This window comes from Actinomadura chokoriensis, from assembly GCF_039529475.1.
In the GTDB taxonomy this organism is placed as follows: Bacteria; Actinomycetota; Actinomycetes; order Streptosporangiales; family Streptosporangiaceae; genus Spirillospora; species Spirillospora bangladeshensis.
The window spans coordinates 23,718-47,633 of sequence record NZ_BAAAMW010000016.1; the positions used below are offsets into that span (position 1 = coordinate 23,718).

The 23,916-nt window shown below is 72.1% G+C and carries 26 protein-coding genes; 6 read left to right on the forward strand and 20 right to left on the reverse strand.

Annotation, left to right across the window (positions count from 1 at the left end; genetic code table 11):
* Positions 1-26: 26 nt before the first annotated feature.
* Positions 27-752, forward strand: a complete 726-nt coding sequence (locus tag ABFX46_RS28820) for an SDR family oxidoreductase (RefSeq protein ID WP_346046923.1) — start codon at positions 27-29, stop codon at positions 750-752.
* A gap of 33 nt (positions 753-785) precedes the next feature.
* Here the strand turns inward: ABFX46_RS28820 and ABFX46_RS28825 are convergent, their stop codons facing one another.
* The 3 genes from ABFX46_RS28825 to ABFX46_RS28835 form a co-directional block, all read right to left on the reverse strand.
* Positions 786-2,078 carry a serine hydrolase domain-containing protein gene (locus ABFX46_RS28825; RefSeq protein WP_346046924.1) on the reverse strand — a complete coding sequence of 431 codons (1,293 nt, stop codon included), beginning with the start codon at positions 2,076-2,078 and terminating at the stop codon, positions 786-788.
* Positions 2,079-2,130: 52 nt separating this feature from the next.
* The gene (locus ABFX46_RS28830; protein ID WP_346046925.1) at positions 2,131-2,802 is read right to left on the reverse strand and encodes a TetR/AcrR family transcriptional regulator; all 672 of its coding nucleotides are present in this window, start codon (positions 2,800-2,802) and stop codon (positions 2,131-2,133) included.
* 300 nt (positions 2,803-3,102) lie between these two features.
* Complete coding sequence (locus ABFX46_RS28835; RefSeq protein ID WP_346046926.1) at positions 3,103-3,339, reverse strand: hypothetical protein; 237 nt, start codon at positions 3,337-3,339, stop codon at positions 3,103-3,105.
* 110 nt (positions 3,340-3,449) lie between these two features.
* Here ABFX46_RS28835 and ABFX46_RS28840 point away from each other — a divergent pair, with 110 nt between their 5' ends.
* Complete coding sequence (locus ABFX46_RS28840; protein ID WP_346046927.1) at positions 3,450-4,214, forward strand: oxygenase MpaB family protein; 765 nt, start codon at positions 3,450-3,452, stop codon at positions 4,212-4,214.
* Positions 4,215-4,243: 29 nt separating this feature from the next.
* Here ABFX46_RS28840 and ABFX46_RS28845 read toward each other — a convergent pair whose 3' ends face one another.
* The 10 genes from ABFX46_RS28845 to ABFX46_RS28890 are packed head-to-tail and all read right to left on the reverse strand — an operon-like array spanning position 4,244 to position 11,736.
* Positions 4,244-4,615, reverse strand: coding sequence for a fluoride efflux transporter FluC (locus tag ABFX46_RS28845; RefSeq protein ID WP_346046928.1), 372 nt, complete (start codon positions 4,613-4,615; stop codon positions 4,244-4,246).
* A complete protein-coding gene (locus tag ABFX46_RS28850) occupies positions 4,612-5,115 on the reverse strand; it encodes a fluoride efflux transporter FluC (protein ID WP_346046929.1) in 504 nt (167 codons plus the stop codon). The genes ABFX46_RS28845 and ABFX46_RS28850 overlap by 4 nt, the downstream gene beginning before the upstream one ends.
* A complete protein-coding gene (locus tag ABFX46_RS28855) occupies positions 5,112-6,089 on the reverse strand; it encodes an urease accessory protein UreD (RefSeq protein ID WP_346046930.1) in 978 nt (325 codons plus the stop codon). Before ABFX46_RS28855 ends, ABFX46_RS28850 begins: the two co-directional genes overlap by 4 nt.
* Positions 6,074-6,706, reverse strand: a complete 633-nt coding sequence (gene ureG, locus ABFX46_RS28860) for an urease accessory protein UreG (protein WP_346046931.1) — start codon at positions 6,704-6,706, stop codon at positions 6,074-6,076. Before ureG ends, ABFX46_RS28855 begins: the two co-directional genes overlap by 16 nt.
* Before the next feature lie 23 nt (positions 6,707-6,729).
* Entirely contained in the window at positions 6,730-7,443 is a 714-nt protein-coding gene (locus ABFX46_RS28865) for an urease accessory protein UreF (RefSeq protein WP_346046933.1), read from the reverse strand.
* A gap of 13 nt (positions 7,444-7,456) precedes the next feature.
* The gene (ureC, locus tag ABFX46_RS28870; RefSeq protein ID WP_346046934.1) at positions 7,457-9,184 is read right to left on the reverse strand and encodes an urease subunit alpha; all 1,728 of its coding nucleotides are present in this window, start codon (positions 9,182-9,184) and stop codon (positions 7,457-7,459) included.
* A gap of 2 nt (positions 9,185-9,186) precedes the next feature.
* On the reverse strand, positions 9,187-9,642 hold the full coding sequence (locus ABFX46_RS28875; RefSeq protein ID WP_428831323.1) for an urease subunit beta: 456 nt from the start codon (positions 9,640-9,642) through the stop codon (positions 9,187-9,189).
* A complete protein-coding gene (locus tag ABFX46_RS28880; RefSeq protein ID WP_346046935.1) occupies positions 9,632-10,402 on the reverse strand; it encodes a sirohydrochlorin chelatase family protein in 771 nt (256 codons plus the stop codon). The genes ABFX46_RS28875 and ABFX46_RS28880 overlap by 11 nt, the downstream gene beginning before the upstream one ends.
* Positions 10,399-10,710 carry an urease subunit gamma gene (locus ABFX46_RS28885; RefSeq protein ID WP_163056234.1) on the reverse strand — a complete coding sequence of 104 codons (312 nt, stop codon included), beginning with the start codon at positions 10,708-10,710 and terminating at the stop codon, positions 10,399-10,401. Before ABFX46_RS28885 ends, ABFX46_RS28880 begins: the two co-directional genes overlap by 4 nt.
* 51 nt (positions 10,711-10,761) lie before the next feature.
* On the reverse strand, positions 10,762-11,736 hold the full coding sequence (locus ABFX46_RS28890; protein ID WP_346046937.1) for an urea transporter: 975 nt from the start codon (positions 11,734-11,736) through the stop codon (positions 10,762-10,764).
* A 230-nt stretch (positions 11,737-11,966) separates the two neighbouring features.
* On the opposite strand from ABFX46_RS28890, the gene ABFX46_RS28895 reads away from it, so the two are divergent.
* Complete coding sequence (locus tag ABFX46_RS28895; protein WP_346046939.1) at positions 11,967-13,178, forward strand: ammonium transporter; 1,212 nt, start codon at positions 11,967-11,969, stop codon at positions 13,176-13,178.
* Positions 13,179-13,209: 31 nt separating this feature from the next.
* Here the strand turns inward: ABFX46_RS28895 and ABFX46_RS28900 are convergent, their stop codons facing one another.
* Genes ABFX46_RS28900 through ABFX46_RS28930 form a run of 7 tightly spaced genes read right to left on the reverse strand, consistent with a single transcriptional unit; the run spans position 13,210 to position 20,670 of the window.
* On the reverse strand, positions 13,210-14,547 hold the full coding sequence (locus ABFX46_RS28900; RefSeq protein WP_346046941.1) for an FAD-dependent oxidoreductase: 1,338 nt from the start codon (positions 14,545-14,547) through the stop codon (positions 13,210-13,212).
* Positions 14,544-15,347, reverse strand: coding sequence for an aspartate/glutamate racemase family protein (locus ABFX46_RS28905; protein WP_346046942.1), 804 nt, complete (start codon positions 15,345-15,347; stop codon positions 14,544-14,546). Before ABFX46_RS28905 ends, ABFX46_RS28900 begins: the two co-directional genes overlap by 4 nt.
* A gap of 2 nt (positions 15,348-15,349) precedes the next feature.
* Positions 15,350-16,831, reverse strand: a complete 1,482-nt coding sequence (locus tag ABFX46_RS28910; protein WP_346046943.1) for an FAD-dependent oxidoreductase — start codon at positions 16,829-16,831, stop codon at positions 15,350-15,352.
* Between the two features lie 13 nt (positions 16,832-16,844).
* A complete protein-coding gene (locus ABFX46_RS28915; protein WP_346046944.1) occupies positions 16,845-17,432 on the reverse strand; it encodes a cysteine hydrolase family protein in 588 nt (195 codons plus the stop codon).
* Between the two features lie 48 nt (positions 17,433-17,480).
* Positions 17,481-18,251: an SDR family NAD(P)-dependent oxidoreductase gene (locus tag ABFX46_RS28920; protein WP_346046945.1), complete on the reverse strand. Its 771-nt coding sequence runs from the start codon at positions 18,249-18,251 to the stop codon at positions 17,481-17,483.
* The gene (locus ABFX46_RS28925) at positions 18,245-19,651 is read right to left on the reverse strand and encodes an FAD-dependent oxidoreductase (RefSeq protein ID WP_346046946.1); all 1,407 of its coding nucleotides are present in this window, start codon (positions 19,649-19,651) and stop codon (positions 18,245-18,247) included. The genes ABFX46_RS28920 and ABFX46_RS28925 overlap by 7 nt, the downstream gene beginning before the upstream one ends.
* Positions 19,648-20,670: an isocitrate lyase/PEP mutase family protein gene (locus ABFX46_RS28930; protein WP_346046947.1), complete on the reverse strand. Its 1,023-nt coding sequence runs from the start codon at positions 20,668-20,670 to the stop codon at positions 19,648-19,650. The genes ABFX46_RS28925 and ABFX46_RS28930 overlap by 4 nt, the downstream gene beginning before the upstream one ends.
* Before the next feature lie 284 nt (positions 20,671-20,954).
* Between ABFX46_RS28930 and ABFX46_RS28935 the strand changes: the two genes are divergently transcribed.
* Genes ABFX46_RS28935 through ABFX46_RS28945 form a run of 3 tightly spaced genes read left to right on the forward strand, consistent with a single transcriptional unit; the run spans position 20,955 to position 23,889 of the window.
* Positions 20,955-22,130, forward strand: coding sequence for an acyl-CoA dehydrogenase family protein (locus ABFX46_RS28935; RefSeq protein WP_346046948.1), 1,176 nt, complete (start codon positions 20,955-20,957; stop codon positions 22,128-22,130).
* Complete coding sequence (locus ABFX46_RS28940; protein ID WP_346046949.1) at positions 22,127-23,047, forward strand: VOC family protein; 921 nt, start codon at positions 22,127-22,129, stop codon at positions 23,045-23,047. Before ABFX46_RS28935 ends, ABFX46_RS28940 begins: the two co-directional genes overlap by 4 nt.
* Entirely contained in the window at positions 23,044-23,889 is an 846-nt protein-coding gene (locus tag ABFX46_RS28945; RefSeq protein ID WP_346046950.1) for an alpha/beta fold hydrolase, read from the forward strand. Before ABFX46_RS28940 ends, ABFX46_RS28945 begins: the two co-directional genes overlap by 4 nt.
* The last annotated feature ends 27 nt before the right edge of the window (positions 23,890-23,916 follow it).

The window sequence follows — 23,916 nt, forward strand, 5'->3', positions numbered from 1 at the left end:
GGGCGGTGCGCGCGCAGGCTCGAGGCATGAGCGAACCAACGATTGCGCTGGTCACCGGCGCGAACAAGGGAATCGGGTACGAGATCGCGGCCGGGCTCGGCGCCCTCGGCTGGAGCGTCGGCGTCGGCGCCCGGGACGGCGGACGGCGGGACGCCGCCGTGGAGAAGCTGCGCGCGGACGGGATCGACGCCTTCGGCGTGCCCCTCGACGTGACCGACGACGCGAGCGCCGCCGCGGCCGCCGGCCTGATCGAGGGACGGGCCGGACGCCTCGACGTCCTCGTCAACAACGCCGCCATCACCGGCGGCATGCCGCAGGAGCCGGCGAACGTCGCCCCCGAGACCATGCGGGCGGTCGTGGAGACGAACGTCATCGGCGTCATCCGCGTCACCAACGCGATGCTGCCGCTGCTGCGCCGGTCGGCGTCCCCGCGCATCGTGAACATGTCGAGCACCGTCGGCTCCCTGACGCGGCAGAGCGACCCCGACGCCGGGACGGGCCCGGTCTCCGCCGCGTACGCGCCGTCCAAGACGTTCCTCAACGCGGTCACCGTCCAGTACGCCAAGGAGCTGGCCGGCACCGGCATCCTGATCAATGCCGCCTGCCCCGGCTTCTGCGCGACCGACCTGAACGGCTTCCGCGGCGTCCGCACCCCCGTGCAGGGCGCGGCGACCGCGATCCGCCTCGCCCGGCTCCCGGACGACGGCCCGACCGGCGCGTTCTTCGACGACGACGGCCCCATCCCCTGGTGACACCCGAAGGGCCGAACCCTGGACCGCCTCCGTTCAGGGTTCGGTTGGTGCGGGTGCCCGGACGTCGGCGCGGCCCGTGTGCAGGTAGCGCGCGCGGCCCTCGCCGTCGTCCCCCAGGAACGCGACGGGGCCGTGGCCGGGCTCCGCGGGCAGGAGGGAGTCTCCGCGCCAGCCGAGCAGCTCCGTCCGGTACGGCTCATCGCCGGCCTCCACCGCCAAGCCGATGGGGACCTGCTCCAGCCACAGCCGTCCCCGCTCGTCCGCGCTGACCGTGGTCTCGCTCGTGCTCGACACGTAGACGCCCGCGCAGCGGCCGGCGTCCGGGCGGGCCGCCGGATCGGGGACGGGCTCGGCGGGCACCTCGATGACCCTGCCGAGGATCTCCTTCATCAGCCGCTTGCGGTCGCCGCCGTTGGTGAAGACCGCCACGGACAGGTCGCGGCCGGGGTCGATCCGCAGGACGGCCGACTGCCCGATGGTGTTGCCGTCGTGGCCGAACACCGGGCCGCCCGGCAGGTCGTAGAGCTCCCAGCCCAGGCCCCAGGCCGTCCCCCAGCCGATCTCCGGCAGGGCGACCTGCGGCTCCCGCATGACCCGCAGCCCCTCGTCGGTGAGATGCGCTCGGGCGAAGGCCAGCAGGTCGCGCGGGGTCATGGCGAGCATCGAGCCGGCGGGCGCGTTCGAGCGCGCCATCGCCCAGACCGGCGCGGGCCGCCCACCGAGGTGGCCCACGGCCGCGCGATGCAGGATCGCCTCGTACGGATCGCTCGACGCGTGCGCCATCCCCAGCGGCGTGAACAGGTGGTCCCGCATGCACTGGTCGAACGGCCGGCCCCGCACGACCTCGACGATCCGGCCGAGCACGCAGTAGCCCGCGTTGTTGTAGGAGAACATCTCCCCGGGCTCGAAGAGCCGGGGAACATCGGCCAGCAGCTCCACGTACCGCTCCAGGCAGTCGTCGCCCTTGCCGGTGTCGGTGAACACGTCGCCCTCGAACCCGGCCATGTGGCACAGCAACTGCCGGACGGTCGCCTTCCGGAAACCGGGAATGTAGCGGTCCACCGGGGCGTCGAGTTCCACCGACCCCTCGGCGACGAGCCCCATGACCAGCGTCGCCGTCAGCGTCTTGGTGATCGACCCGATCTGGAACACCGAGTCGGCCGTCGCCTCCACTCCCGTCGTCGTGCTCAGCACGCCCGCCGCCGCCTCGGCCAGCCGTCCTCCGGCGTCGACGGCGACCGCGACCCCAGGGACCCCGTGCTCCTCCGCCAACCCGGGCAACCGCTCCCGCAGCCACGCCTCGACCTCGTCGATCCCCATCACCATCCGCCCACCGTAAACGGCCCTGCCTGCACGCGGCCGCCCGCGGGCGGGCCGGTCACGGGCGCGGCGGGTCCAGCATGGGGACGAGGAAGCGGCGCGCCAGGGCGGCGAGCTGCTCGTCGTCGTCCAGGTCGACGAGGTGGCTCGGGATCGCCAGGAAGGACGCGGAGATCCGGACCATCAGCTCGGCCACATGGTCGATGTCGAGGTCCGCGGAGACGGTGCCGGCGCGCTGCTCGTGGCGGAGCTGGCCCGCGACGAACTGCCGGACGGTGGCGAGCGTCCGCCCCCCGTCGCTGATCATCGACGGGACGACCAGGTCCGGCTCGGTCGCGATCAGGCCGCCGATGAGCGGGTTGCGGCGGATGGCGCGCAGCGAGCTGACGAAGCCCAGCACCACCCGGTCGGCGGCGGTCTCGGCCCGCCCGATGTCGAGCAGGAACTGGTCGAAGTAGCGGCGGAACTCCCGGCGCACCACGTGCTCGACCAGCGCGTCCTTGGTGGCGAACCGCCGGTAGACGGTGATGCGGGAAACCCCGGCCCGGCGGGCGACGTCCTCCATGGTCGAGCGCTGGATGCCCAGCCGGGAGAACTGCTCGTAGGCGGCGTCGAGGACGCGCGTCCGGGTCTCGTCCTTGTCGTCGACCTGCTCGACCGCGTCGGTGTAGGCGCGTTCGAGCACGGACTCCCGGCCCTGTACGGCCAGGAAGGACAGCACAGAATCCACGAGTCTCCTCCCGAGACGCCCGATTCCGCCCAATCGTAACCATCGTCACGTTAGGTCTTGTGATGACGGACACGTTGTGCTGTTATTGGCGCTGTTACAGATGATACGCGGAAACGGTCCATGTTTCACCGTATCCGCGAGGTTCTCTCGGCCCCGGAGGAGTGAAGGCATGGAGAAACCCAGCAGGCGCCATGTACTCGCGGCGGGTGGGACGCTGGGGGCGTTCGGCGCGCTGAGCGTCGCGACGCCCGCCCAGGCGTCCGCACTGTGGACGTGGTCGCCCAAGGGGTCGGTCGCGGGCTACGGTGACGGCGCCGATCCGAAGTGGGTCTGGGATCCGGAATGCGACGAGCTGGTCGCCTCGCTGATCGACAGCGGCGCCGTCCCCGACGTGAACAGGCTGCTGAAGACCTGGACGAAGAACGGCCAGGCCCTGCCCAAGGGGCTGCCGTCCGACCTCGCGGCCTTCATCGAGAAGGCCCGCCGGCTCCCGTCCTGGACCGACCGGGCCAAGCTCGCGAAGGCGTTCGAGTTCAACGAGAAGCGCGGGCTGTACCTCGGCGTCACCTACGGCTTCGCCAGCGGGATGATGAGCACCGCCATCCCCAAGGAGGCGCGCGGTCTACTACTCCAAGGGCGGTGCGGACATGCGGGACCGCATCACCAAGACCGCCAAGCTCGGCTACGACGTCGGCACCGAGAAGGCCTTCGATCCCGAGGGCGAGATGATCGTGACCTGCGTCAAGACGCGGCTGGCCCACTCGGGCGTGCGGCACCTGCTGCCCAAGTCGCCGAACTGGTCGAAGGTCGCCGACGAGAGCATCCCGATCAGCCAGGCCGACATGATGGTCACCTGGCACAGCCTGCCGACGACGGTCATGAAGCAGCTGGCCAAATGGAAGGTTCCGATCCCCGCCGACGAGTCCGCGGCCTTCCTGCACTCCTGGCAGCTCACCGGGCACATGCTCGGCATCAGGGACGAGTACATCCCGAAGTCGTGGGACGAGGCGAACGCGCAGGCCAAGCAGGTCCTGGACCCGATCCTCGCGCCCACCCCCGAGGGCGTCAAGCTCGCCGACATGCTGCTCAACCTGGCGTCGTTCATCGACCTCGGGATCCTGTCCAAGCCCGTCCTCGGCGCGCTCACCCGGTACGTGCTCGGGGACGAGATCGCCGGCTGGCTGAAGATCCCGCGGGAACCGGTCTGGGACCCGGTCTTCGAGAACCTCTGGCCGCCGTTCGTCGCCGTCCGGGAGGGCATCCTCGACCTGACCGACGCGCCGAAGCAGCTGCGGCAGGTCTACTGGCTCTTCGACGAGATCATCCGCCAGGTGGTCCTGTTCGTCCTGTCCGGGGCGAACTACCCGATCAGCATCTCGATCCCGACCACCAACAACCCGAACTACCCGTGATGACGCCCGTCGTCTTCCGGCACCTCGCGTCAGGTGAGGTGCTGGAAGGCGACGTGGAGGGCGAGGAAGACGCCGAACCCCAGCAGCAGGCTGCCTGCGGCGTTGACGGCCGCCCTGGCGTAGGCGCCGTCCTGGAACAGGTGGACGGTGTCGAGTTCGAAGGTGCTGAACGTCGTCAGCGCACCGCACAGACCGGTGCCCATGAGCGCTTCGACATACGTTCCGGTCCCGGCTCCGTGCAGGGCGCCCAGCGCGCCCGCGCCGAGGAGGTTGACGGAGAGCGTGCCCCACGGCATCGACTTGCCGGCGGCCGCCTTGACGTAGCCGTCCAGGACGTAGCGCATCACCGCGCCCACGGCGCCGCCCGCCAGGACGAGCAGCACCACGATGAAGGTCGTCATGGCGCGTCCCCCTGCGGATTCGCGGTCCCGTGCGGGATCTTCCGTCCGAGCACCAGGCCGGCGGCGATCATGACCCAGCCGAGCACCGTGCTGGCGACCGCGTAGCCGATGCCCAGGCCCGGCTTGCCGCCGTCCCCGAGGGTGTAGACGCCGTCGATCAGGTGCGAGAACGTCGTGAATCCGCCCAGGTACCCGGTCACCGCGAGAGGCCGCGCCCACGGGTGCGCACGGCCGCCGAGCAGGTAGCTGGTGAGCAGGCCCATGGCGAGGCAGCCGAGCATGTTGACGGTGAAGGTGCCCCAGGGGAACCCCAGCTGGGACGCCGGGATCGCCTTGGTGAGCCCGTAACGGGCAAGGGCGCCGAGCGCGCCGCCCAGCGCGACGTCCGCGATGACCCTCGGCTTCAACCCCGGCAGCGGCGGCGGCCCCTTGTGCGGGTGGAGGACGCGTGCCTCGGCCCGCTCGCGGTTGTGCAGGCGTCCCCGCAGCGGCTCCTTCACGGCAGGACGCCCCGCGGGCCCAGGGCGGGGACGCCGAGCAGCAGCCGGCGGACGGCGTCCCAGGTCCGCTGGAACGCGGCCTCGACCTCCGGCGAGCGGTCGCCGAGCATCCGGGCCCACGCCCCGCAGTCGCCGGGCAGGACGCTCGCCCCGCCGCGCAGCCCCGCCGCGGCGAGCGCCTCGTGCATGGCGTCCGCGATCTGCCGGGCCGGCCGCGCCCGCGTGACGACGTAGAGGGACGCCATGAGCCCGAACCCGTCCATCACCGCGGGCCCGGTCACCCCGTGCTCGGACGGGACGAGCCGGACCGGGTCCGCGAACAGCAGCCGCCCGTCCGGGTCGCGGACCTCCAGGTCGGTGCAGTAGGCGGTGTAGGCGTGCCATTCCTCGCGGGCCAGCCGCCCCGCCATCAGCCGGTCGCCGAGGACGACGGTCGCCTCCGGGTCGGCGGTGACGCTCATGCGCTGGTAGAACCGCGACTCCCCGAACGGGATCGTGGTCGCGGGCAGGTACTCGACATGGCTGCCCGGCCCGGCGGACAGCTCGACCACCTGCGTCGCGTAGTCGTGCTCCATCCGGTAGAGGCGCGTCGCGGTCTGCGTGGTGAAGTGGACGGCCGTGCCCGGCCCGCAGTCCAGCGCCATGCGGTACCGGTCGCCCTGCAGGATCCCGGCCCCGGACGACATGAACAGCACGTGCGGCATGTCCGGCCGGCCGGGGTCGGGGTAGAGGGGCCGGGTGGTGTGCAGCGGCGCCTTCTGGAAGTGGCCGGTCATCTCCGTCCGGCCGCCGGCCGCGGCGAACCCCAGCTCCAGCACGCCGACCTTGCCCGGCGCCCCGACCGGGAGCGTGTCCGGCGTCGCGGCGTACCGCGCCACCTCGGCGGGCAGCCAGGACGGGGCGCACCGCTCCGCCGCCGTCCTGGCGGTGCCGGCGGACGCCCCGTCCGGCGGGCTCATCACGCCGGTGAGCACATCGCCTCCCGCCGCGCGAGCACGAAGTCGGCGACGTCGGCGACCCCGGTCCCGGTGAGGCAGTCGGTCAGCACGACCGGGCGCGTCCCGCGCACCTTCCGCGCGTCGCCCTCCATCACCGACAGGTCGGTGCGCACGTACGGCGCGATGTCGATCTTGTTGATGACGAGCAGGTCGGAGTCGGTGGTGCCGGGCCCGCGCTTGCGCGGCATCTTCTCCCCCTCGGCGGTGTCCAGCACGAACACGTACACGTCCGCGAGGGCGGGGCTGAAGGTGAGCGTCAGGTTGTCGCCGCCGCTCTCGAACAGCAGGACGTCGATGTCGGAGAAGCGGTCGAGCATCTCCGACGCCGCCGCGAGGTTCATCGTCGGGTCGTCCCGGACGGCGGTGTGCGGGCACGCCCCCGTCTCGACGCCGACGACGCGCTCGGCGTCGAGCGTGCCGGCGAGGGTGCGGCGGACGTGCTCGGCGTCCTCCTGCGTGTAGATGTCGTTGGTGATCACGCCGGGCCGGTGCCCGCGCTCCACCAGCATGGGGACCAGCGCCTCGATGAGGGCGGTCTTCCCCGACCCCACCGGCCCGCCGATGCCGATCTTGTACACCTGCTCCAGGTCCATGCCGTCTCCTCCAGATCGTTCGGTCAGGTGATGAACAGGCGGGCCTCGGCGCGCTCGTGGACGGCCGCGACCGCGTCGGCGGCGGGCGTCGAGGCGTGCAGGTCCCGCGGGTCGCGGGCGGCCAGCGCCGCACCGGCGGCCCGGACGAGGTCCGGCCGGATCTCGTGCAGCAGCGCCTGCGCCCGCCGGAAGTCGATCCGCCCCAGCCGGACCGCCGACGCGGCGCAGCTCGCCGCGAACGCGTACAGGTCGCTCGCCACCGCGTCCCGGACGGGCACCCCGAGGCCCGCGTGCACGGCGCCCACGACGACCGCGTGGGTTCCGGGCGTCGTGCCGTCCGCGACGAGGGCGGCGAGCCGGGCCGCCGGGGCCGAGCCGAACGCGGGCCCGGCGTTGTCCAGGACCTGCCGGCCGGTGCGCACCGACGCCGTCCGCTGCTCCCGGTTCAGCTTGAGCGCGTGCAGCCTGCGGTCGGTCTCCACGAGCAGGTCCCAGTCGCCGCCGGTGACGGCCCGGTGCGCGAGGGCCAGCGCCGCCGCGTCGGCGGTCCCGGCCGCCCGCACCAGGTCCGCCACCAGCGCGCGCAGGTCGTCCGGCGCGGCCAGGCCCAGCTGGACGTGGCCCTCCAGCCCGTGCGACAGGGTGTAGAGCCCGCTCGGGAAACCGGAGTCGGTGAGCTGGAGCTGCGCCAGCAGGACCTCCAGCCCACCGGTCTCCGAAGGCGGTGCGTCCCTCATGCGCCGACGCCGCTCATGCGATGTAGTGCAGCCGGTTCAGCGGCAGCTCGCTCGCCGGTTCGATCGACACCGGGTCCCCGTTCACCGTGACCCGGTACGTCTCCGGGTCCACCCGGACCTCGGCGATCGTCGAGTTGTACATCATGTGCCGCTTGTCGACGGTGCGGCACTGGCGCACCGGCCGGATGATCCGCTGCAGCCCGAGCTTCTCCGGGACGTTCTCGGAGATCGCCGCGTCCGACATGAACGTCACGCAGGTCGCGCCGAGCGCGGTGCCCATCGCCCCGAACGTCGGCCGGTAGTAGACCGGCTGCGGGGTGGGCAGCGAGGCGTTCGGGTCGCCCATCTGCGCCCAGCTGATCAGGCCGCCCTTGATGACCATGGCGGGCTTCGCCGCGAACGAGCGGACCGGCCACAGCACGATGTCGGCGAGCTTGCCGTCCTCCAGCGAGCCGATCTCGTCGGCCATCCCGCTGGTGCGGGCCGGGTTGATGGTGACCTTGGCGAGGAACCGCAGCACCCGCGTGTTGTCGTTGCGCGAGGAGTCCTCGGGCAGCGGGCCGCGCTTGTCCTTGCAGTGGTGGGCGACCTGGAAGGCGCGGGTGACCGATTCGCCGACCCGGCCCATCGCCTGCGAGTCCGAGCCGATGATGCTGATGATGCCGAGGTCGTGCAGCACCGTCTCCGCCGAGATCGTCTCCGCGCGGACGCGGCTCTCGGCGAACGCCAGGTCCTCGGGAACGTCGTAGCTGAGGTGGTGGCAGACCATCGTCATGTCGAGCAGCTCGTCCGCCGAGTTCACCGTGTACGGCAGCGTCGGGTTGGTCGAGGCCGGCAGGACGTTCGGCTCCGAGGTGATCTGCAGGATGTCGGGCGCGTGCCCGCCGCCGGCGCCCTCGGAGTGGTAGGTGTGGATCGCGCGGCCGTCGATCGCGCTGATCGTGTCCTCCACGAACCCGGCCTCGTTGAGGGTGTCGGTGTGGATGGAGACCTGCACGTCGTGGTCGTCGGCGACCCGCAGCGCGCAGTCGATGACCGAGGGCGTGGTGCCCCAGTCCTCGTGCACCTTCAGGCCGCACGCGCCGGCCCGGAGCTGCTCGTCCAGCGGTCCGGGCAGGCTGCCGTTGCCCTTGCCGTAGATGGCGATGTTGACCGGGACGCCCTCGTACGCCTGCAGGATCCGGGAGATGTTCCACGGCCCCGGCGTGCAGGTCGTCCCGCGGCTGCCGTCGGCGGGCCCGGTGCCGCCGCCGAGCAGGGTCGTGATGCCGTTGCTGAGCGCGTGCTGCGCCTGCTGCGGCGCGAGGAAGTGGACGTGCGTGTCGATCGCGCCGGCCGTCGCGATGAGGTTCTCCCCGGAGATGACCTCGGTGCCGGGTCCGACGATCAGCCGACGGTCCACGCCGTTCTGGGTGTGCGGGTTGCCGGACTTGCCGACGCCCGCGATCCGCCCGTTCTTGATGCCGATGTCGCCCTTGACCACGCCCAGCAGCGGATCGATGATCACCGCGTTGGTGATGACCGTGTCCAGGGTGGTCGTGGAGCTGAGCGAGGCCGGGTCGGCGGACATGCCGTCCCGGGCCGTCTTGCCTCCGCCGTACTGGGTCTCGTCCCCGTAGTGGCCCTCGTTGTAGTCCTTCTCCACCTCGACGACCAGGTTGGTGTCGGCCAGGCGGATCCGGTCGCCCACGGTGGGGCCGTACATGCTCGCGTACTTCTGCCGCGAGATCGTCGTCGCCATCGTCAGCCCTTCTTCGATCGGCCCGCGCCGGCCTTGGCGCGCCGGGCCGGGGCCCGGTGCCCGTTGCCGGACCCGTCGCCGCTCGGCATCTCGGTGTCCAGGTAGCCCCACTCGTGCATCCGGCTGACCGCCGCCTCCCGCGCGGCATGGGACCGGACGCTGCCGTTGAGCAGCCCGCCGAACCCGACGATGCGCATGCCGCCGCCGTACTGGACGAGCCGGATCTCCTTGGTGTCGCCGGCCTCGAACCGGACGGCGGTGCCCGCCGGGATGTCGAGCCGCATCCCGAACGTCTTCTCCCGGTCGAAGCTCAGCGCCCGGTTCACCTCGAAGAAGTGGTAGTGCGAGCCGACCTGCACGGCCCGGTCACCGGTGTTCTGCACGGTCAGCGTCTCCCTGCGCTGGCCGATGTTGAGCTCGATCTCCCCTTCGCCGAACATGTAGACGTCATCCGCCATGAGCGGCCGCCCCCTCCAGGGTCGTCTCAGTGATGCCGAGAAATTCGTGGTGGTGATGTGAATGTGAGTGGCCGTGGCCATGTCCGTGGCCGTGGCCGTGGCCGTGGCCGTGCGCCGCGCCGAGGCCGTCGTCGCCGTCGCGCTCCCAGCGCCGCTCCGCCGCCGCGGCCCGCTCCCGGACCAGCGCCTCGACGGCCGCCGGCTGGAGCAGCGGCCCGGCGGGCACCGTCCCCGGCACCGCCGGCGGCGGGACGAACGAGGCCGGCACCAGCGCGACCTCCCCGGCTCCGAGGCGGCGGCAGCGCTCCGCGCCCTCGGCCGGGTCGGGCTCGCCGCCGTCCAGGGCGACCTCCACCGGGCGGGCCGGCAGGCCGTCCCAGACGAGCCGCGCGACCTTGAACAGCTCCGCGTCGGCGTCGGGCCCGGCGGCGGGCGCCACCAGCAGGACGGCCCCCGCGAAGCCCGTGGTCCGCGCGAGCCGCAGGACGGCCGCGCGGATCCAACCGACCAGGTGCGTCACGGTGCCGAGCGGCTCGGCGAGCAGCAGGTCGCCGGGCGCCCGGTCGCGCGCCGCGAAGGCCAGGGTCTGCGCGGCGGACGGGGCCAGGTCCGGGTCGCGGCCCAGCGTCATCGGCACGGCGACGGCGCGCGGCCGGTCCGCCAGCGCGGTCCGCAGCCCCCGCCCCGGGCCGATGGCCTCCGCGGGGACGCTCTCGTGCCCGCCGACCGGCAGGACGGCGCGTCCGGGACGTCCCGTCACGCGCCGCCGCCGACGGGGTCGTGGCAGGAGACGAGCTTGGTGCCGTCGTCGAACGCCGCCTCGACCTGGATCAGGCTCAGCATGCCGCGCACGCCCGGCATGACGTCGTCCGGCCCGACGACCTGCTTGCCCAGTTCCATGCATTCGGAGACGGTCTTGCCGTCCCGCGCCGCCTCGACGATCGTGGAGCTGATCAGCGCCACGGTCTCGCCGTGGTTGAGCTTCAGGCCGCGCTGCCGGCGCTTCTCCGCCATCTGCGCGACGGTGAAGATCAGCACCTTGTCCATCTCTCGCGGTGACAGGTTCATCAATGCCCCTTTCTGCCCGGACGCCGCCGGACGCGGACGGCGGCGCGCTCCTCACGCGGCCCGCCGGATCCTGGTGAAGACCGGGACGGCGGCCAGGAACACCCAGGTGACCAGCACGAACGGCCAGGTCAGGGTGTGGCCGCCGACCACGCTGAACAGGTTGGTGAGACCGGCGGTCAGGCCGGCCGCGGTCGCCGCCCCGATCACCGCGTAGACGACGCCGGCCGGGCTGAGCGCGAGGAACGTCCCGGTCAGCGCGATGCCGGTGAGGACCGCGTTGTAGCCGTACAGGCCGGCGCCGATGTCGGCCGCCTGCGCGCCCATCCACCAGCCGGTGAACAGGCCGATCAGGCTGGACGCGGCCGCCGCCGCCGCGACCAGCCGGCTGGACACCGCGAGCCCGATCAGGAAGATCAGCCCCACGTACCAGACGTCCTGGAAGAACACCTGGCCGATCCCGTTGAAGAAGCCGTGCCAGAAGTACGTCCACGTCATCGTCGTGCCCGGGTCGGTCGCGGACGGCGGCAGCGTGTTGGCGTGGTCCTCCCACAGCCGGTGGTAGGACGGCGCGCCGATCACCATCACCAGCGCGACGACGCAGAACGGCGCGGTGAAGGTGGGCAGGTTGTAGGGGGTGAGCACGGCGTTCATCGCCGCGGTGAGCACGCTGCCGGCGACGGCGCCGCCGACGACCAGCGCGGCCGTCGACCAGGTCGGGCCGAGGTAGAGCACGAGCGCGACGCCGATCAGCGTCCCGTTGAACCCTTCGAGGCCCATCAGGACGCGGTTCCGGTCGACCCCCATCAGGTACGCGGTCGCGGTGGCGGTCACGACGCCGAGCAGCGCGAACGCGCCGAACTGCCAGCCGCCGACGAACAGCGCGATGATGAAGATCAGCCCGGTCCAGACGCTCGGCTGGAAGTCGACCTGGGCGACCCCGCGCGGGATCGCCATGGCGGCGTCCTTCGCGCGGTCCGCGGGCACACGTTCCCCGTCCTGCGCGTCCGTGGACGGCGACGACGCCATCGATGCTCCCCCACCGCCGGGGACCCGCACGCGGACGTGCGCCCGGCACTCGACGTCTGGATGACAACGGGCACACTTCCCGCATTCCGACGACGCGAAAAATCAGAATCTGCAAATCATTGGCAAAGGCACGGAATGTCGAGTTTGCCGCACCGCCGTGCTGCGAAACATAAAGGCGAAGCGTTCCCGCCGCGATCACGGGGGAAGACGTCACGACGATTGGTTCGCACATGTCGACGGGCCTCAATACGGGGGATTCCGCCTGGCTCATGGTGAGCACCGCGATGGTGCTGCTGATGACTCCCGGGCTCGCCTTTTTCTACGGCGGCATGGTCCGCTCGAAGAACATGCTGACGATGCTCTACATGAGCTTCATCTGCATCAGCCTCGTCACGATCCTGTGGTTCCTCTACGGATACGGGATGACGTTCGGCAGGGACGCGGGCGGCGCCGGGCTGATCGGCTGGGGCGACTGGCGGCTCGGCCACATCACCCCGGACGCGCTGCAGGGCCGGATCCCCGAGCAGATCTACGTGTGCTTCCAGCTGACGTTCGCGATCATCACGGTCGCGCTCATCAGCGGCTCGATCGCGGGGCGCGCGCGGTTCGGGCCGTGGATCCTGTTCGTCATCGTCTGGGTGACGCTCGTCTACGTCCCGATCGCGCACTGGGTGTTCGCCGATTCCGGCTGGCTGAGCAAGTGGGGCGTGATGGACTTCGCCGGCGGCCTGGTCGTCGAGCTGAACTCCGGCATCTCGGGGCTCGCCATGGCGCTGGTGCTCGGGCGCGGGGTCGCGTTCCGGCGCGGCGAGGGGCCGCGTCCGGGCAACATCCCGTTCGTGCTGCTCGGCCTCGGCCTGCTGTGGTTCGGCTGGTTCGGCTTCAACGCCGGCTCGGCGCTGAGCGACGGCGCGCTCGCGACCCGCGCGTTCATCAGCACGATGATCGCGGGCGCCGCCGGGATGCTCGCCTGGCGGACGCTGGAGTGGCTCCGGTTCCGGCACCTCACCAAGCTCGGCTCGACCAGCGGGGCCCTCGCCGGGCTCGTCGCCATCACCCCGTCCTGCGCCTTCGTGAGCGTCGAGGGCGCCTTCGCCATCGGCGTCATCGCCGCGGTCGTCTGCACCTACGCGGTGGAGCTGAAGCTCGTCGCCGGATACGACGACACCCTGGACGTCGTCGGAATCCACGGCGCCGGCGGGATCGTCGGCGTGGTGCTGCTGGGCTTCCTGTCGACCGGCTGGGAACGGGGCGTTCCGGGCCTGTTCTACGGCGGTTCCGCCGCCGTATTGGGCAAACAGGTCGTGGCGGTCCTCGCCGTGGGCGCCTATGCGTTCATCGTCACCTTCATCATCGGAAAAGTCATCGACCGCCTATTCCGGATGCGCACGACCGAGGAGGAGCAGGCCCGGGGAATGGACAGCGCCTTCGTGGACGACTGAGCACCGGCCCGAGCGGCGGTACCGGCGCCCGTTACCCGACGGCCCCGTGCCCGGCCGCCAGGGCGGTGCCGATGATCCAGCCCATGCCGAAAGCGGAGAGCAGCCCGTTGCCGGACATGTAGCCGTCCGAGTGGGGTCCGGCCAGGCCGCAGGCGGTGCCGCCGCCCGCGTACAGCCCCGGGATCGGTGCGCCTTCGCCGTCGAGAACACGGCCGGACGGGTCGATCACCAGGCCGCCCTGGGTGGCGAGCAGACCGTGGGTGACCCACGCGAAGTGGAAGGGCGCGGTGAGCCGGCGGCGTCCGGGCAGCGGGGTCAGCGCGCGTTCGGTCTCGGCGACCGTGCGTCCCAGGGACGTGGCCAGGTCCTCGATGGCCGGACGGTCGTGGACGGCCCCCGCGGCGAGGCATTCGCGCATCATCTCCGACTCGCGGGTGGCGGCCATCGCGGTGGCGTCCCAGACCATCGCGGCGCGCTCGCCCCGCTGTCGTCGCAGGATGCCGGCCAATGACGAGTAGCCCTTGGACTCCTCGTCCACGAAGCGTTCGCCGTCGAGGTTCACCAGGACGGCGCCGTTGAACTGGAGCGCCGGGGACACGCGGGTGCCGTGGCCGGCCACGACCAGGCCCGAGCGGAGCCCGGCGCCCATGTTCCGCAGCCGTCCGCCGAGCCGCAGCGCCCAGGCGAGCGCGTCGCCGGTCGAGGTGGAGACGCCGCCGTAGAAGGGCGTCCCGAGGTGCGGCAGGTGCTCCTCGACCAGCGCCCGGTCGGCGGCGAACCCGTCGGCGGCGAGGACGACGGCACCGGCCCGGACGCGTTGCAGCGCCCCGTTCTGGGAGACGACGACCCCGACCGCCTCGCCGTCCTCGGAGACGAGGTCGACGACGGGCGCCTCGTCCACGAAGGCGATGTTGTCGTGGGCTTCGAGGAGGCCGCGCAGGTGGCGCATGAGCCGGCCGCCGCCCAGCCGCCCGGTGTCGGTGTGCAGGCGCGGGGCCGTCATGCCGGCGCGGGGCATGTCGGTGCCGATCTCGACGGGGTGGCCGGTGTCGGCGATCCACTCCACGAACGCGGGGGCCGCCGCGCAGAGCGCCTCCACGACCGGGCGCCATTCCTCGTCGCCGCTGGCGCGCAGGATGTCGTCGGCGTGCCGCTTCGGCGAGTCGTCGATGCCGGCCGCGGCCTGGAATCGGGTGCCGCCGGCGGCGAGGGAGCCCGAGGAGATGGCGGCGTTGCATCCCTCGCGGGCCGACTTCTCGAAGACGGCGACGACCAGGTCCGGGTTGCGCGCCGCCTGGAGCGCGGTCATCATCCCGCAGGCGCCGCCGCCGACGACGGCGACGTCCACGTCGGTGTCCCAGGCGGTCACGCCAGTGCCTCGGGCGTGCCGTAGAAGGCGCGGGCGGCGTCGATCAGCGGGCGGGGCGGCCGCGCACCGTAGAAGCCGGTCCGGGCGGGGGCGAGCCCGGTCGCGTGGAACTGCGCCGCGCGCACCTCCGCGACGCGGACGCAGGTGCCGAGGGAGTCGAGCACCGGCACGTCGTCCACCCGCGACACGCCCTGGTCGGCGAGGAACACGTTGAGCGGGCCCTCGCCGGGGACGATGACGTTCGCGCCCTCCCCGATCGCGGTGCGGGCGGCGCGGGTGAACGCGTCCAGCAGCGGCTCCGGGTCGGCGTACGCGGCCATCACGTCGGTGAACTCGGCCTCCACCTGGACGATCGGGCCGACGAGCCGATCCAGCCGGTAGTCGCGCATGTTGCGGCGGAGCTGCGGTTCCAGGGCGCCGATGAAGTTGACGATCCCGACGCGGTCGCCGAGCGCGGCGGCCATCAGCACCGACGTCTGCCCGAACGCGATGACGGGGATGTCGACGACCGTCCTGACCTCCTCGTACGCGGTGTCGGGGATGGTCGCGATGAGGAAGGCGTCGTATCCCTCGTCCTGCGCGCGCAGAGCCGCGTGCACGAACTGCTCCCGGTGCAGGCCGGCGAGGTAGGCGTAGCCGATGTGCGTCCCCGGATAGTCGGACGGGTACGTGCCCGGCTTCATCCCGTGGAAGTCGATCCCGGTGCCGGGCGCCGCCTGCGAGCGCAGGTGGCGGGCCAGCGCGTCCCGGTAGTGCGGGACGTCGTCGAGGACCGTGAACGACTGGTGCCAGATGCGCATGCTCACTCCCCCGCCGCGTGGGCCGTCACTGGAGCCGCCGCGTGGGCCGCCGCGTTCGCTCCGGCGATCCTGCCGAACGTCGCGCCGCGCAGCACCGAGGTGGAGCCGGTGTAGTTGGAGTAGTACAGCCCGGTCAGCTCCCCCGCCGCGTACAGGCCGGTCATGGGGCGGCCGTCGCGGTCGACGACCTCGGCGGCGGACGTGGTCTTCAGCCCGCCGAAGCTGAAGACGTTGGCCGCCATGATCGGGTAGGCGGCGAACGGCCCGTCCGCGATGGGCGTGGCCCAGTTCGACTTCGGTACGGCCAGCCCGGCGGTCGCGAGGCCGTCCGGCCTGCCGTGGTCGAAGCCGTCCGAGGGCGGGCAGGCCGCGTTGTAGGCGTCGATGGTCGCTTCGACGGTCGCGACGGGGAGCCCGAGCAGCCTCGCGAGTCCGCCGACGGTGCCGGCGGTGACCGGCGGGACGTCGGTGCGGACGCCCGCCATCAGGTTCGGCACCGCCAGCCCCCGCTGGTCGAGGATCACCCAGGCGATCCCGTCGGTCTGGGCCTGGATGGAGCGGGTGGTCCGCTCGTACCAGGCGTCGACGGTGCCGCGGGCCTCGTCCACGAAGCGGCGGCCCTCCTTGTTCACCAGCACGCCGTAGGGGAAGCAGAAGATCGCGGCCTCCGGCTCGCCGCTGCGCGGGTCGACCGGCTCGGCGTGGAAGAGCGCGAAGTTCCCGGCGGTGGCGGCGCCGAGCGCCAGCGCCATCTCCAGCCCCTCGCCCTTGTTGTAGTTGCCGCCCTTGGCGACCGGGCGGCAGGTCAGCGCCCCGTCGCCGTGGTAGCGCGCCATCAGCTCGAAGTTGCCCTGGTACCCGCCGCTGGCGAGGACGACCGCGCCCTCGAACACGGCCGGCCCGGTCGGGGTGTGCGCGAACACGCCGGTGACGCCCCGCCCGGAGGAGGCAAGACGGCGGGCCGTGGTCTCGAAGTGGAACTCCGCGCCGAGCCCGCGCGCGGCCCTGCCCATCGTCTCGACGATGGCGAGGCCGCCGCCGACCGGCGCCATCCGGGTGGTCGACCGGGTGAGGAACGGGGTCGGCATGAAGTCGAACCGGACGCCGTGGCCGGACATCCAGCGCAGCGTCGGCGGCGCCTTCTCGGCGAGCGTGGCGACGTAGTCCGGGTCGATGGTGTGGGTGGCGCGGTAGAGCGCGCTCTGCCTGCGCGGCGGGAGGGCCGCGTCGTTGACGATGGACGGGTCGGGGTGGCCCATGAAGTCGTCCACGAGGGCGTCCTCGAAGCCGTCGGCGACCTCGTCCAGCGACTTCATGCGCAGGAACGCCTCGGTGTGGCGGGTGTTGCCGCCGGTCTCGGCCTCCGGGGAGCGTTCCAGGACCGCGACGCGGGCGCCGCTCTCGGCCGCCGCGACGGCCGCCGACAGGCCGGCGACCCCGCCGCCGACCACGACGACGTCATAGCGGTGGGTCTGTTCGGTCATGACCGCGTCCCTCTCAGAACTCGAGCTCGGCGGAGCCGACCACGGAGCCGAACAGCGGCAGCATGTTCGCAACGGAGAACGCGTGGAAGTCGGGGCGGAACGAGGCGCACATGTCCTCGACGACGGTCACCTGGAGGCCGGAGTCGGAGGCGTGCCGGGCCGCCGACTCCACGACCAGGTTGGTCGCGACGCCGCCGAGGACGACCTCGGTGACCCCTTCGGCGGCGAGGACGTCCCGCAGCGCCGTCCCCACGAACGGGTCGACGCAGCCCTTGTCGATGACGGGCTCGCCCGCCACCGGCGCCAGCGCCTTGACGATCTGCGCCTCGGGAGAGTCGGCGAGCATCGCGCGCTGCTCCTCGTAGGGGTCGAAGCGGGGCAGCCGGTTGGTGCGCAGCCTGTAGGACGGGTCGAACGCCAGCCGCACATGGACGACGAGCGTCCCGGCGGCGCGGGCGGCGCCCAGCACGCGCTCGGCGGTCGCGAGCACGCCGCGCTCGGCGATCTGCGCGGCGAGCGGCGGCATCCTCAGGTGCGGCCCCTCCTCGCAGAGCGCGACCTGGTAGTCGAGCATGAGCAGGGCCTTCTTGGCGGTCGTCATGGATCTCCTTAGGGAACGGTGATTACCGGGCCGGGTTACGGGGCGGGGTTACCAGGCGGACCAGCCGCCGTCGACGTACACGACCTGGCCGGTCATGTACGCGGCGGCGGGGCTCGCGAGCAGGAGCAGGGGTCCGGCGAAGTCGGTGTCGGGGTCGCCGAGGCGGCCGAGCATCGTGCGCTCGCCGAACCAGCGCAGCCGGTCGGGGTCGGCGCCGAGCGCGGCCGTCATCTGGGTGGGGTAGAACACGCCGGGCGCCAAGCAGTTGACGTTGACGCCGTGCGGGCCGAGTTCGGCGGCCAGCGACCGGGTCACGTTGACGACGCCGGCCTTGGACGCGTAGTACGCCGACTCGGGGACGGGTCCGACGCGTTCGGCGTAGACGGTGGTGAGGTTGACGATGCGTCCGCCGCTCCCCTGCCGGGTGAGGGCCCGGCCGGCGGCGCGTCCGACGAGCCAGGTCCCGGTGAGGTTGACCCGGACGACCCGCTCGAACTCCTCGACCGACGTCTCGTCGTAGGGCTTGCGGAGCATGACGCCCGCCGCGTTGACGACGACGTCGAGACGGCCGTGCTCGGCCATGACCGCGTCGATCAGGGCCGTGACGGACGCTTCGTCGGTGACGTCGACCTCGTGCGTGCTCGCCCCGCAGGTCTGCGCGGTGGCGGCGAGGTCGGCGGCGCGCGATGCGAGGTCGGCGACGGCGACCGCCGCGCCCGCGCCGGCGAGCGCCCGCGCCGCACGTTCGCCGAGGCCGCCGGCCGCGGCGCCGGTCACGAGGGCGGTCCGGCCCGTCAGGTCGAAGGCTTCCGTCACCACTGGAGTTCACTCTCCTCTCGGGCGGCGTTCCGGCCGGCGAGCCGTCCGAAGACGCCGGACTTTCCGATGGACGTGCCGGTCATGTAGCCGGCGCCGTGGAAGCCGCCGGTGATCTCGCCGGCGGCGTAGAGGCGTCCGATCGGCTCGCCCCACCAGTCGACGACCCGCATGCGGGTGTCGACGGTGAGCCCGCAGTACGTCGCGAGCACGACCGTCCCGGACGGGTGCGCGTAGAACGGCGGACGGTCGATCGGGGCCGGTTCGCCCACTCCGCCCGACAGGTGCGCCCGTCCGAACGGGTCGGGGCGGCCTTCCTCGATCGCGGCGTTGTACTCGGCGACCGTGCGCTGCAAGGAGCCTTCGGGGAGACCGGTCTCGGCTTCCAGAGCGGCGATCGTGTCGGCTTTGCGGAGCATTCCGGCGCGCTCGCGCCCGGCGAACTCGTAGATGGGCACCTCGTCGTTGGCCTGCGCCATCGTCTTCGCGTCGAAGACCTGCCAGGTCGTCACGCCGGGCTGGACGAGCGCCGCGTCGCCGATCTCCTTGTAGTTCTTCGACTCGTCCACGAACCGGCGGCCGTCGCGGTTGACCGCGATCGCGCCCTTGTAGACGGCGAGGATCCCGGTGCCGTCCTCGTCCGGGTGCTCGACGTGGAAATGCCCGTAGGTGCCCTTGATGTAGGGGGTGTCGCGCAGCCCGGCACCGAGCGCCATGGCCATTTTGAGGCCGTCGCCCTGGTTGCCGGCGCCGCCCTGCCGCAGCGCGTGCTCCATCTGCGGCGCGAACGCGGACAGCAGGTTCGGGTTCATCGAGAACCCGCCGGTGGCGAGCACGACCGCGTCGGCGAGGACTTCGCGTCCGTCCGCGAGCCGGACACCGGTCACTCTGGAGCCGTCGTGCAGCAGCCGGGCCGCCGGGGTGTTCAGCATGATCCGCGCCCCGCGCTCACCGGCGGCCTTGAGCAGGCGTTCCAGCATGTGGGTGGTGTCGGACGGGTGGCTGCGCGGCACCGACTGGCCCGACGCGGCGTGGATCTCCCCGTACCGGACGCCGTGCCCCTTCAACCAGCGGTACGTCTCCAGCTGGTGCTCGCAGTACAGGTCGACGAGCGCCGGGTCGTTGCGCCGCTTCCCGACGTCGAGGAGATCCTCGCGGAGCAGCTCGACCGAGTCGGCGATGCCCTGCTCGGCCTGCTCGTCGGTGCCGGCGAACGCCGACAGCCCGGCCGACTTCACCGTGGAGCCGCCGATCCCGCCGGTCTTCTCCAGCAGCAGCGCGTACTGCCCCGCCTCGGCGGCGGCCAGCAGCGCGGCGCATCCGGCCAGCCCGGCGCCGAGCACCAGGACGCCGACGCGGCCGGGCGGTTCCGTCTCGATCGGCAGGCCCGGGACGGAGCTCACCCGATGCTCCCGAGCTCCCGGTCGAGCGCGGACTCGGCGGCGCTGAACTCCGGCAGGTGGAACAGGTTCTGCCGCTGCGACCAGGTCGCCATCCGGTCGGCCCGGGACGCGGTCTCGCCGTGCTCGCGCAGGTGGGCGAGGGCCTCCCGGCCGGCCAGGTGCATCGAACGCATCAGGTAGTTGGCGAACAGCACGACGCCGAACCCCAGCTCGGCGTACGCGGCGACGTCCAGCTGCGGGGTCTTGCCGCCCTCGACGACGTTGACGATCAGCGGGACGCCGGCCAGCTCGCATCCGACCAGGGCCAGCTCGTCGACCGTCCGGGGCGCCTCGATGAACAGCGCGTCGGCGCCGGCCTCGGCGTAGGCGCGGCCGCGCTCGATCGCCTCGTCGATGCCGTGGGCCGAGCGGGCGTCCGTGCGGGCGATGATCACGAGCCGGTCGCCCGTGCCCGTGCCCGTGCCCGTGTCCGCGCCCCGCGCCTCGCACGCCGCCGCGATCTTGGTCTGCATGTGCCCGGACGGGATCAGCGTGTGCGCGTCGAAATGCCCGCACCGCTTCGGCATCTCCTGGTCTTCGAGCTGGATCCCGGCGACCCCGGCGCGCTCCAGCAGCCGGACGGTGCGCATCGCCGACAGCGGGCCGCCGTAGCCGGTGTCGGCGTCGCAGACGAGCGGGATCCGGGTCGCCTCCGCGAGCCGTCCGGCGTGGTCGGCGACCTCCGCCAGCGAGATCAGCCCGATGTCGGGGAGGCCGAAGCCCGCGTTCGCGAGCCCGGCGCCGGTCGCGTAGACGGCGGCGAACCCGGCCTCCTCGACGAGCCGGGCGCCGAGCGCGTCGGTCGCGCCGGGCAGCACCAGCGGCTCGATCCCCCCGCCCGGCCGGGACGCGGCCGCGGCCAGCGCGGCGCGCAGCGCGGCCCGCTTGTCGCGGGCGCTAGGGCCGGGCCCGACCCCGGTCAGCGACGACAGCAGCCCCGGTTCCCAGGGCGGCGTATGCGGCACGGCGAACTCCTCCATGTAGTGATTACTACAGACCCCAACCGTGACACCGGTCACCGCAAACCGCAACCCCACCACCCCCACTCCGTTGACCTGCGGCGTGTTGTTGTTATCAGCCGCTTCATAACAACAACACGCCGCAAGTCAACGGGGCGGGGGCGCGGCTCGGGGGGTGGGGGCGCAGATTTACCGGCGAGGGCCTTGCCTTCCCTGGAGTAAGCGTTCTACGGTTCCGTGTAGTGACTGCTACAGAGATGCCGGTCACGCTCTCCAACCTGCGCCCTACGTAAGGAACTGACGCGATGACCGTCCTGGACGAGATCCGCCGGCTGGAGCCGGAGTTTCGGGCCGAGGAGGACCTCTCGGCCGAGCAGCGCACGCTGACCGGCCGGGCCTTCACGCACATGCGGGAGACCGGCCTCATGCGCGGTCTCCAGCCCAAGCGCTGGGGCGGCGCCGAGCTGTCGCTGCGCGAGCACCTCGCCGGCGTCTACGAACTCGGCCGGATCGCGCCGTCGGCGGGCTGGGTGGCCGGGGTCATGGGGTCGCACCCGTGGCAGATCGCGCTCTTCCCCGAGGAGACGCAGGCCGAGGTCTGGGAGGCCGATCCGGACTGGAACGCCTCCTCGTCCTACGCCCCGACCGGGAAGATCGAGCCGGTGGACGGCGGCTACCGGGTGTCCGGCCGCTGGTCGTTCTCGTCCGGCTGCGACCACGCCCAGGGCGTGATCCTCGGCGGGTTCGCCGGGAAGGTCGAGGCCGCGCCGGGCGTCGAGGTGCCGAACTACGGGTCCGCGCTGCTGCACCGCGACCAGTACGCCATCGAGGACACCTGGCACGTCGGCGGCTCGCGCGGCACCGGCAGCAAGGACATCGTCGTCGCGGACGCGTTCATCCCGGCGCGCCGCTTCCTGTCCAGCCCGCTCTACGAGTACAACCCGGACCGTCCCGCGCCCGGCATGGAGACCAACCCGTCCGCGCTCTACAAGGTGCCGTGGGCGGTCATGTTCAACCTGGTCCTCGTCGCGCCGATGCTCGGGCTCGCCCGCCGCGTCCTGGACGACTGGACGTCCGACACCGCCGTCCGCAAGGCGAACTGGGGCGGCACCTACGCCGACGACCCGCTGATGCAGATGCACCTGGCCGAGGCCGAATGGGTGCACGACGCGGCCGTCATGAAGATGTACGACGCGATCGACACGATCACCGAGGCCGCCGAGGCCGGCGTGTTCCTGGACAAGCGGCAGCGGGCCCGGCTGCGCTGGAACATCACCAAGGGCTGCCAGGAGACCGGCTTCGCGATCAACCGGCTGATGCGGGTCGCGTCCGGCCGCACGGTCTTCGTCGACCACCCGCTGCACCGCCTCTACCAGGACGTCATCGCCGAACTCGGCCACGCGTTCCTCGTCTCCGACGGCGTCGGCCAGTACTACGGCGCCGCGCTCCTCGACTCGTCCGCTCCGGAGGTCATGCTGTGATTTCGCAACTCGCTTACCTGGGGATCGCGTCGCCGAGGGCGGAGGAGTGGCGGGACTACGCCACCCGGCTGCTCGGCGCGGTCACCGCCGAGGACGGGCCGGACGGCGCCGTCCGGGTCAAGGTCGACGACAAGGGCTACCGGATCGCCGTCCACCCGGCGGAGCAGGACGAACTCCGGTACGTCGGCTGGGACTGCGGCAACGAGACCGGGCTGCGCGCCTACGTCGCGGAGCTGCGCGGCAAGGGCGTCGAGGTGCACGAGGGCGGCGCCGGCGAGCTGAAGGAGCGCCAGGTCGCCGAGCTGTACTGGTTCGCCGACCCGTTCGGCAACCGGCACGAGCTGGTCTGGGGCCAGTTCTCCCAGCCGAACTCGTTCTTCCCCGGACGCCCCATGCGCGGCCGCTTCGTCACCGGCGACCTCGGCCTCGGGCACGTCGTGCTCATCGTCCCCGACCTGGAGCGGGCCAACGCGTTCTACGCCGACACGCTCGGGTTCCGGCTGTCGGACCGGGTGAAGAGCGACATCTTCAACCTGCGCTTCTACCACTGCAACGGCCGCCACCACTCGCTCGCCGTCGCCGAGATCCCCGGCATGACCGGCATCAACCACCTGATGCTGGAGGTCGAGTCGTTCGACGACCTCGGCACCGCGATCGACCTGTTCACGGCCGACCCGGAGCGGGAGATCCTGCTGTCGCTCGGGCGGCACACCAACGACCTGATGACGTCCATCTACGTCCAGACGCCGTCCTCGATGCAGATCGAGTACGGGCACGGCGGGATCACCGTGGACGACCTCACGTGGGTCGCGGGCAACCACGACCTGCCGTCCATCTGGGGGCACCACCGCTCCCAGGCGTACCTGGACGGGCCGCCCGGGATCTTCCGCACGGTCGCCGGGGAGGCCGCCGAATGACCGCCGAGATCCGCGTCGAGGACATCCCGATCGGCGGCGGGCGCCACCTGCACGTCAACCAGACCGGCACGCCGGGCGCGCCCGCACTGCTCTTCCTGCACGGTTCCGGGCCGGGTGTGACCGCCGCGTCCAACTGGCGGGAGGTCATCGAGGGGCTCGGCGACACCTACCACTGCATCGCCCCGGACATCCTCGGGTTCGGCGACTCCAGCCATCCCGACCCGCAGCCGCAGGGGTTCGCGGCGCAGGCCGAGGTCCGCATCGACGCGCTGTTCCAACTCGTGGACGCCCTCGGCCTGGAGAAGGTCGTGCTCGTCGGCAACTCGATGGGCGGCATGTACTCGCTGCGCATCGCCCAGCTCCGGCCCGATCTGGTCGGCAAGATCATCCTGATGGGCTCGGGCGGCATGCCCGGCCTGGAGCCGACCCCCGAGCTGATCAAGCTGATCACCTACTTCGACGACCCGACCGTCGAGGCGATGGCGGACCTGCTGATCCAGTTCGTCCACGACAAGAGCGCGTTCGGCGACACGGTCGAGAAGGTCGCGGCCGAGCGGATGCCGATGGTCCGGCGGCCCTCGATCGAGGCGGGGCACCGGGCCATGTTCGGCCCCGAGATGCTCACTTTCGGGCCGGACGACCTCGCCAAGATCGACAAGCCGACGCTGGTCGTGCACGGCCGCCAGGACGTCATCGTGCCGATCGAATGCAGCTACTACCTGGCCGAGCACCTGCCGCAGGCGGACCTCTACGTCATCGACAAGTGCGGCCACTGGACCCAGATCGAGCAGGCCGCGCGCTTCCAGTCGATCGTGCGGACCTTCGTCGGCAGCGGTCTCTGACATGACATCCCAGGACGGAACCACCAC

Coding starts and splice junctions, on each gene's coding strand:
- ABFX46_RS28820 (WP_346046923.1), top strand. CDS start 27: ATGAGCGAACCAACGATTGCGCTGGTCACCGGCGCGAACAAGGGAATC.
- ABFX46_RS28825 (WP_346046924.1), bottom strand. CDS start 2,078: ATGGTGATGGGGATCGACGAGGTCGAGGCGTGGCTGCGGGAGCGGTTG.
- ABFX46_RS28840 (WP_346046927.1), top strand. CDS start 3,450: ATGCGGGACCGCATCACCAAGACCGCCAAGCTCGGCTACGACGTCGGC.
- ABFX46_RS28845 (WP_346046928.1), bottom strand. CDS start 4,615: ATGACGACCTTCATCGTGGTGCTGCTCGTCCTGGCGGGCGGCGCCGTG.
- ureG (WP_346046931.1), bottom strand. CDS start 6,706: ATGGACCTGGAGCAGGTGTACAAGATCGGCATCGGCGGGCCGGTGGGG.
- ABFX46_RS28865 (WP_346046933.1), bottom strand. CDS start 7,443: ATGAGGGACGCACCGCCTTCGGAGACCGGTGGGCTGGAGGTCCTGCTG.
- ureC (WP_346046934.1), bottom strand. CDS start 9,184: ATGGCGACGACGATCTCGCGGCAGAAGTACGCGAGCATGTACGGCCCC.
- ABFX46_RS28875 (WP_428831323.1), bottom strand. CDS start 9,642: ATGGCGGATGACGTCTACATGTTCGGCGAAGGGGAGATCGAGCTCAAC.
- ABFX46_RS28885 (WP_163056234.1), bottom strand. CDS start 10,710: ATGAACCTGTCACCGCGAGAGATGGACAAGGTGCTGATCTTCACCGTC.
- ABFX46_RS28890 (WP_346046937.1), bottom strand. CDS start 11,736: ATGGCGTCGTCGCCGTCCACGGACGCGCAGGACGGGGAACGTGTGCCC.
- ABFX46_RS28895 (WP_346046939.1), top strand. CDS start 11,967: ATGTCGACGGGCCTCAATACGGGGGATTCCGCCTGGCTCATGGTGAGC.
- ABFX46_RS28905 (WP_346046942.1), bottom strand. CDS start 15,347: ATGCGCATCTGGCACCAGTCGTTCACGGTCCTCGACGACGTCCCGCAC.
- ABFX46_RS28910 (WP_346046943.1), bottom strand. CDS start 16,831: ATGACCGAACAGACCCACCGCTATGACGTCGTCGTGGTCGGCGGCGGG.
- ABFX46_RS28915 (WP_346046944.1), bottom strand. CDS start 17,432: ATGACGACCGCCAAGAAGGCCCTGCTCATGCTCGACTACCAGGTCGCG.
- ABFX46_RS28930 (WP_346046947.1), bottom strand. CDS start 20,670: ATGGAGGAGTTCGCCGTGCCGCATACGCCGCCCTGGGAACCGGGGCTG.
- ABFX46_RS28935 (WP_346046948.1), top strand. CDS start 20,955: ATGACCGTCCTGGACGAGATCCGCCGGCTGGAGCCGGAGTTTCGGGCC.
- ABFX46_RS28945 (WP_346046950.1), top strand. CDS start 23,044: ATGACCGCCGAGATCCGCGTCGAGGACATCCCGATCGGCGGCGGGCGC.